Raw genomic sequence first — 6,000 nt, 5'->3', positions numbered from 1 at the left:
CCCTTGCCATGGGATGAGGGCTAGGCTGTTCGGAGCGCGCGTACTTAGGCAGCGAATTCTTGCGATAAATCGAGGAACCTCGCAGGATAAGCATGCAGCGTAAGGCACACTACAGCGCAACCATGCAGCATAGTGTAATAGTTATACGGCAGCCAAGCATTCATTGAACGCGGAGTACAACGTGGCATCTGACATTGATCCGCTTACGTTGAGTCCGGATGACTTCGAGGCGTACGTCGAGACCTGGTTTCGCTCGGCGGCGACGGGCATCTCCAACTGCGAGGTGTCGCGGCGCGAGGTTCTAATGGGCACCGACGGCAACTACGACATTGATGTTGTTGCCCGGTTCGAGGCGGCAGAATTGGCGTTCACGGTCCTCATCGAGTGCAAACGACACAGCAACCCGATAAAGCGGGATGTCATTCAAACCCTTCACTCGAAAATGCGCAGCGTCGGCGCTCAAAGGGGGCAGTCGTGAGCACCGCGGAGTTCCAGAGCGGAGCGATCGAGTACGCCAGGGTTCATGGAATAGCGCTCATTCATATGGTGCGCGGTCGAGAGGCGGTGATACAGAAGTCTTTGACGCCCGCGCCGTTTCCTGACTGGGCTCCCAAAGTCGTCGGGTTCATGCACACCGTCGGATAGGGTGGCCGCGAGCAAATGTCCCTCGTCGAACCAGACTACACGGATGACCTCCGTTCGGCACTATTTCCCCCTGCCGTATAACGAACGTTGAAGCAGTCGGGCGGTTGCGGTAGCTCGCTGCGCTCGCATTTCATGGGGCGCCCGCTGCTTAACTGAGGCGTTAGGCTACATCTCTGACTCAACTTGCTCATGAAGCTCCGCTACGATCTCACTGGTACCGGGTGGGCTGATTGCACTATTGCGATCGGGGAAGCGACAGCGACGGTCACGGCGTCCTACTTGTCCGACGCACTCGATGATCTCGTCGGAGCCGTTGTAGCATTGCTCTGCGGCGATGAGCAATCGACTGCTTCTTTCGCTGAGGAGCCGGGAGAGTACAGATGGGAGTTCGCTCGTAAGGGGCCGGATGGCGTGATCATCCGTATTCGCTTCCTTGGCGCCGGCTCGGACAACCAACCAATCTTTGACGCCGAGACCAGACTGAGAACGTTGGCGGGCGCTTTGCTTTCTGAACTTCAGCGTCTCCTCCGCGAATACGGCGCGGATGGGTACAGACAACGCTGGGTGCTTCATGACTTTCCAGAACGCCGGGTCGACCAGTTGAAGGAGCTGCTTGCGTGATCGTTTGCTCCGCGATCATGCAGTCTAACGAATCGCTGAAGTGGACGAGCGCGAGATTTATGGAAGTCATCAGGGTCGATCGCCTGGCGAGATTCGCGGAAGATCAGCATTGCCTCGCCGGCGAGTCGTCGCTCGCTTAGCTTTGCGTTAGGCTGGCATAGACATCCGGCACATCCAAACATCATGGGGATTGTCTTTCCAGAGTTGACAACTGTCCAACTCGCGACGCACCACCTCGGCGAATTGATTCCTCTGGCGCTTCCCGGCGTCGTCTTCGAAGCGCGGCTTCGAGCTCGCGCCAAGAACGACTACACCCTCGCACCATTCGTGAGCGATGCTAGCGGCTTGGTTCGCATTACCGCCGAACGATGTTTGGCGCTCGTGGAGGCCGACCACGACTCCGGACTCATGGACTACGCGGGCCTCGCGATGTGCGAGCCACAAGCGGAAGTGCGACACTTGACGGCTGCAGAGCTTCGACGCGCAGCAGATACACGTCGTCGCGTCTGGAAGCGGTTGCTCCGAGGGGAAGACCGGCTCTTCTCATCGATCGAGGAACTCGTCGCGATCTATGAGAATGCGCCCAATGCTCGGCTTCGATCTCGGGACGGCACGCTGTTTCCGCGGTGGGACGCTGGACACTCAAAGCGGGACTTCACGTACGTTGTGGACCTCGTGGCGCCCGCCTAACGAACGCTGAAGATGACAAAAGATCTATTGAATTGTTTGCGGCTGCGCCGCAAACCCTTATTTGATGCCTTGGCAGCTCGGCTGGGGCGTTAGGCCAACGACGGAGGGCGATGTCAGTCCGCGCATTCTACGACGAGCTCGCGCCGCGCTACCACCTGATCTATGCAGATTGGGAAGCCAGTATTGCGCGACAGGGAGATGCGCTGGCTACGATCATCAGCGAGCACTGGCCTGAGGCGCGGGCGGTGCTCGATGCGGCCGCCGGCGTTGGAACGCAGGCCCTTGGCCTGGTCGCTCGGGGCTATGCCGTTACCGGCTCGGACGTCTCGCCGATGGCCGTCCGACGCGCAGTGACGGAGGCAGGCCGGCGTGGTGCGCAGCTCCCATGCGTCGCCGCAGACTTCCGCGCGCTCCCAGTGCGCGCGGCTACAGCGGACGTGCTAATTGCCTGTGATAACTCGCTTCCGCACCTCGACACCCCGGCAGACATCGCGGCGGCCCTCGCCGAATGGTTCCGGGTTGTCCGGCCTGGTGGCGGTTGCTTGATATCGATGCGCGACTACGGCACCCCGCCGCCCGTGGGGACTGTCGAGGTGCATCCATACGGTGAGCGGATCTGGGACGGCCGCCACTACGAGGTGCGACAGGTCTGGACGTGGCACGGGCCACGCTACGAGGTCGCGCTGGAAATCGTTCCAACGATGGGCGAGGAGGGGGCCGCGATGCTGGTGAGGGCGAGCTACCTGGCGATCGCCCCGGCGCAGGTGATGGAACTACTGCATACCGTAGGCTTTGAGCGCATCGAGCGCATTGACGGCCGCTTCTTCCAACCGGTGCTCGTCGGCTCTAAACCGCCCGTGACCTAACGAAACGCTGAAGCGGACGAGCGCGTGATGGCTGCCCTGTGAGTGGCTGGCGAGTAGGAAGTGGATCTTGCATCTTCTCGCCTGGCGAGCAGTCGCTCGCCGCTTAGCTCTGCGTTAGGTGGCCCCGACCGTCATGGGCGAATTACCAACCTACTTTGCTCGCGTTCTGGAAGAAATACACTACTCACCTGGGGCATGGACCGGGCGGCGAATCGGTGTTTTTCGTCGCGAGGGCGTATCGGAGACCCAAGTTGGTGAGTACGAGCGGGACTATCCCGCTCTCTTTCGCACTTTCGCTCCCTTTCGCGTCGGCAACCGCGATCTCGCGCTCTACTCCCCCCATTACACGGCAACGCGCCTACTCGAGCTTCCTTCCTGCCGCGACATTGGCCGCGAAGAACCGAACAGCGCCGGGTTCTGCCCGGTGGAATTCTTCGTCCCCTACTACATCGATCTCCAAGTGCGCGTCGCCGGCCGGCCGCCGACTCGGGTGCGGAAGCAAATGCCGACGCCGGATGACTTGCGGCCGCGAGATGTCAGCTGGCCGCCGATTCCCGGCGGGGCACCACCGAAGGAACGGCTTCAGGTTCCGATAGGACCGTTCTCGTATCATCCCTTCGCGTTTGTTGCCGGATGCATCTGGGGCGACGATAGTTCTTGGAAGCTTCAGTACCTCGATCTGTCGCAGGCCGCCGGCGGCATTGTCCAACGTGATGATCGCTTTGGCTATGTCGAGCTGCCAAGCGATCTGCCATTGGATCGGGCGGTGGATATGGAGGAGTATGAGGGCGATAACCCAGGCGATGATGATGCGTACCAGTTGCGGATAACGCACGTCACGCGCTTTGATGTCCGCGATGGCCAGTCTCGTGAACTCCATCTCCGTCGAGATCGCGACCGGCTACCTAACGCGACTATATGAGAATGAAAGTCATCAGGGTTGGGCATAACTTCACCGCATCTTTCGCGGGAGGCTCGGATGACTTTCGTGGGGCTGGATCTCCAGAAGCGCTACGTCACAGCGTGCGCGCTCGATGGGAACGGGGCCGTTGTGGGCGAGACGCGTCAACTCGCGACGACCGTCGAGACAGTGCTCGATTGGCTGGGCGCCTTACCGCAGCCGGTGGCAGTCGCGATGGAAGCGACCTTGTATTGGGAGTGGCTCGGGGCGCGCTTCCAGGAAGCGGGGCACACCGCGCAGGTTGCCGACGCCTATCAAGTCAAACTGATTTGGCAGGCGCGATCGAAGACGGACATCATCGATGCGCGGAAGTTGGCGGAATTGCGGCGCACCAACTTGCTGCCGAGGATTTGGGTACCGGATCTCGCCACGCGCCGGCGCCGGCAACTGCTTCGTGGGCGAGCATTTCTGCTGTGGGAGCGGACGCGCATCAAGAATCGCATTCACGGGCACCTGACGGCCGAGAATCACTGCTTTGCGCAGAGCGACCTCTATGGCAAGGCGGGTCGTACGTGGCTCCAGACGGTCGCCCTCTCGCCGGTGTTAGCCGCCGAAGCGCAACGGCTATTGCACCTGCACGACGTGCTAACGCTGGTTCGTTGGGCGACGCTGTTGCGGGTCGTCTAGTCACGCGAGCACTTCCGGTTCTACTATACGGCGCAATGTGCGTACTGGCCTCGAGTGGCTATCCCTGTCGGCGAACTGCAGACGGCCCAGGAGCGTATCCGTCGCCGTGTGACGGTTCCGACGACTCTCCAGAGCTAGAAGACGCGGCGGCAGCCTAACGATCGTTCACCCGACGAACGTGTTATCGATTTGCTCGCGGCGTTCGCTCCTATTTATTCGTGCGCGGCTTAACTCGGCCGTTATGCCGAGCTACTCGAAGGCTGACTCCTACTATGCAAGATCCGTTTGACCTCGCGCGCTTCGTCTATGCGCAGGCTGCGGACTACCGTCGCGCCCTGGAGGAGTTGCGGGGCGGCAGAAAGCGCTCGCATTGGATGTGGTACATTTTCCCGCAGTTCGCGGGACTCGGCACATCTGAGTTGTCGCGCCGCTACGCTATCAAGAGTCGCGCAGAGGCTGTCGCGTACCTGGCGCACCCCGTGCTCGGTCCGCGACTGCGTGAGTGCGCACTCGCTCTCCTTCAGCATCGCGAGCGCACAGCACGTGAGATCCTCGGCGAACCGGACGACCTGAAGCTGTGGTCATCGGCAACGCTCTTCGCGGACGTCGATGGCGAGGGAGTGTTCACAAGGCTGCTTGGGCAGTTGTTCGAGGGTGAGGTGGATCGGACCAGCCTGGAGCTCATGCGTGCCGCGGAAGGGCCGGCATAACGACGCTCGGTACTGACAGCGGTACTTCGGTAGCGACGGCGGGGCCGCCGCTCCGTTTTCACGGAAGGCTCGCGGCGGACCCGCCGCCACATTTGCTTAAACCGCTGCAGCACAAGCCAACGTTAGACCGCCACAAGTGACCATGTACGCACGATTCCTTACCATCCTGCTTGTCGGAGCACTTGTCTCGTGCACGATTGATCGTGCGCGCGACCTGCGAGCCGACACGTACGACGTCTACGCTGCCGCTCTCGACTCCTTTCCTGCGACGCGGACGACCTCACGGATTATCAGTTCGCGCACATGGCGCTATTCCCTTTCGCGCGCCCTGGGCGATACATCGGATTTCTATCGCAGCGTCCAGGCCGACAGCGATGTCGGAGGCCGACTTCTTTCGGTCTTCGACAGCCTGAATGCGACCTCGGCCGAGTTGTGTGCGTGCTTTCCTAACCAAGCGAGAGGTACATTGGTCGAGGATACGCTTCGCGCGGGTGTCGCCGGTCCTTTGGTCGTTTCGCGAGTCGCGTTCAGTCCGGATCAGCTGCGTGCACTCGTCGCAATCGCGCATTCGTGCGGTCCACTCTGCGGCAGTCAAGCTCTATCTCGTCGTCCGCGACCGTCGCGGCTGGCACGTCGCTCGAACTCTCCTCTCCGGCGTGTCGTGACGCGCCGGCGGTCGAACGAACCTTGCAGCTGACGAGCACCGCTGGCTTGCCGCGCTCCGCGCGCATTGTTAGGTCTGCTTGCAGCTGAAGTAAGGGCCTTGATATGACTGGGCTGGTGTCAAGCGGCGCGGAAGATCGCGTGGTCTGGGGCAGCATCGACGGGGAATCCTGCTGATATACGCCCGTCGTCACACTGCCATGCCGGATCGGGCAAG

The 6,000-nt window shown here is 61.3% G+C and carries 6 protein-coding genes; all 6 read left to right on the top strand.

Annotation, left to right across the window (positions count from 1 at the left end; translation table 11 throughout):
* The first annotated feature begins 181 nt into the window (after positions 1-181).
* A complete protein-coding gene (locus tag VFW04_04430) occupies positions 182-478 on the top strand; it encodes a restriction endonuclease (protein HEX5178552.1) in 297 nt (98 codons plus the stop codon).
* Between the two features lie 356 nt (positions 479-834).
* Positions 835-1,266 carry a hypothetical protein gene (locus VFW04_04425; protein ID HEX5178551.1) on the top strand — a complete coding sequence of 144 codons (432 nt, stop codon included), beginning with the start codon at positions 835-837 and terminating at the stop codon, positions 1,264-1,266.
* A gap of 800 nt (positions 1,267-2,066) precedes the next feature.
* Positions 2,067-2,822 carry a class I SAM-dependent methyltransferase gene (locus VFW04_04420; GenBank protein ID HEX5178550.1) on the top strand — a complete coding sequence of 252 codons (756 nt, stop codon included), beginning with the start codon at positions 2,067-2,069 and terminating at the stop codon, positions 2,820-2,822.
* Between the two features lie 118 nt (positions 2,823-2,940).
* Entirely contained in the window at positions 2,941-3,744 is an 804-nt protein-coding gene (locus VFW04_04415) for a hypothetical protein (protein ID HEX5178549.1), read from the top strand.
* A gap of 57 nt (positions 3,745-3,801) precedes the next feature.
* Positions 3,802-4,410, top strand: coding sequence for a transposase (locus VFW04_04410; GenBank protein HEX5178548.1), 609 nt, complete (start codon positions 3,802-3,804; stop codon positions 4,408-4,410).
* A 272-nt stretch (positions 4,411-4,682) separates the two neighbouring features.
* Complete coding sequence (locus VFW04_04405; protein ID HEX5178547.1) at positions 4,683-5,120, top strand: DUF1810 domain-containing protein; 438 nt, start codon at positions 4,683-4,685, stop codon at positions 5,118-5,120.
* Positions 5,121-6,000: the final 880 nt, after the last annotated feature.

The sequence above is a fragment of the Gemmatimonadaceae bacterium genome (genome assembly GCA_036273715.1).
Classification (GTDB): domain Bacteria; phylum Gemmatimonadota; class Gemmatimonadetes; order Gemmatimonadales; family Gemmatimonadaceae; genus JADGGM01.
Note: the sequence above shows the minus strand (reverse complement) of the source record. Positions and strands in the feature narration are given on the sequence as shown.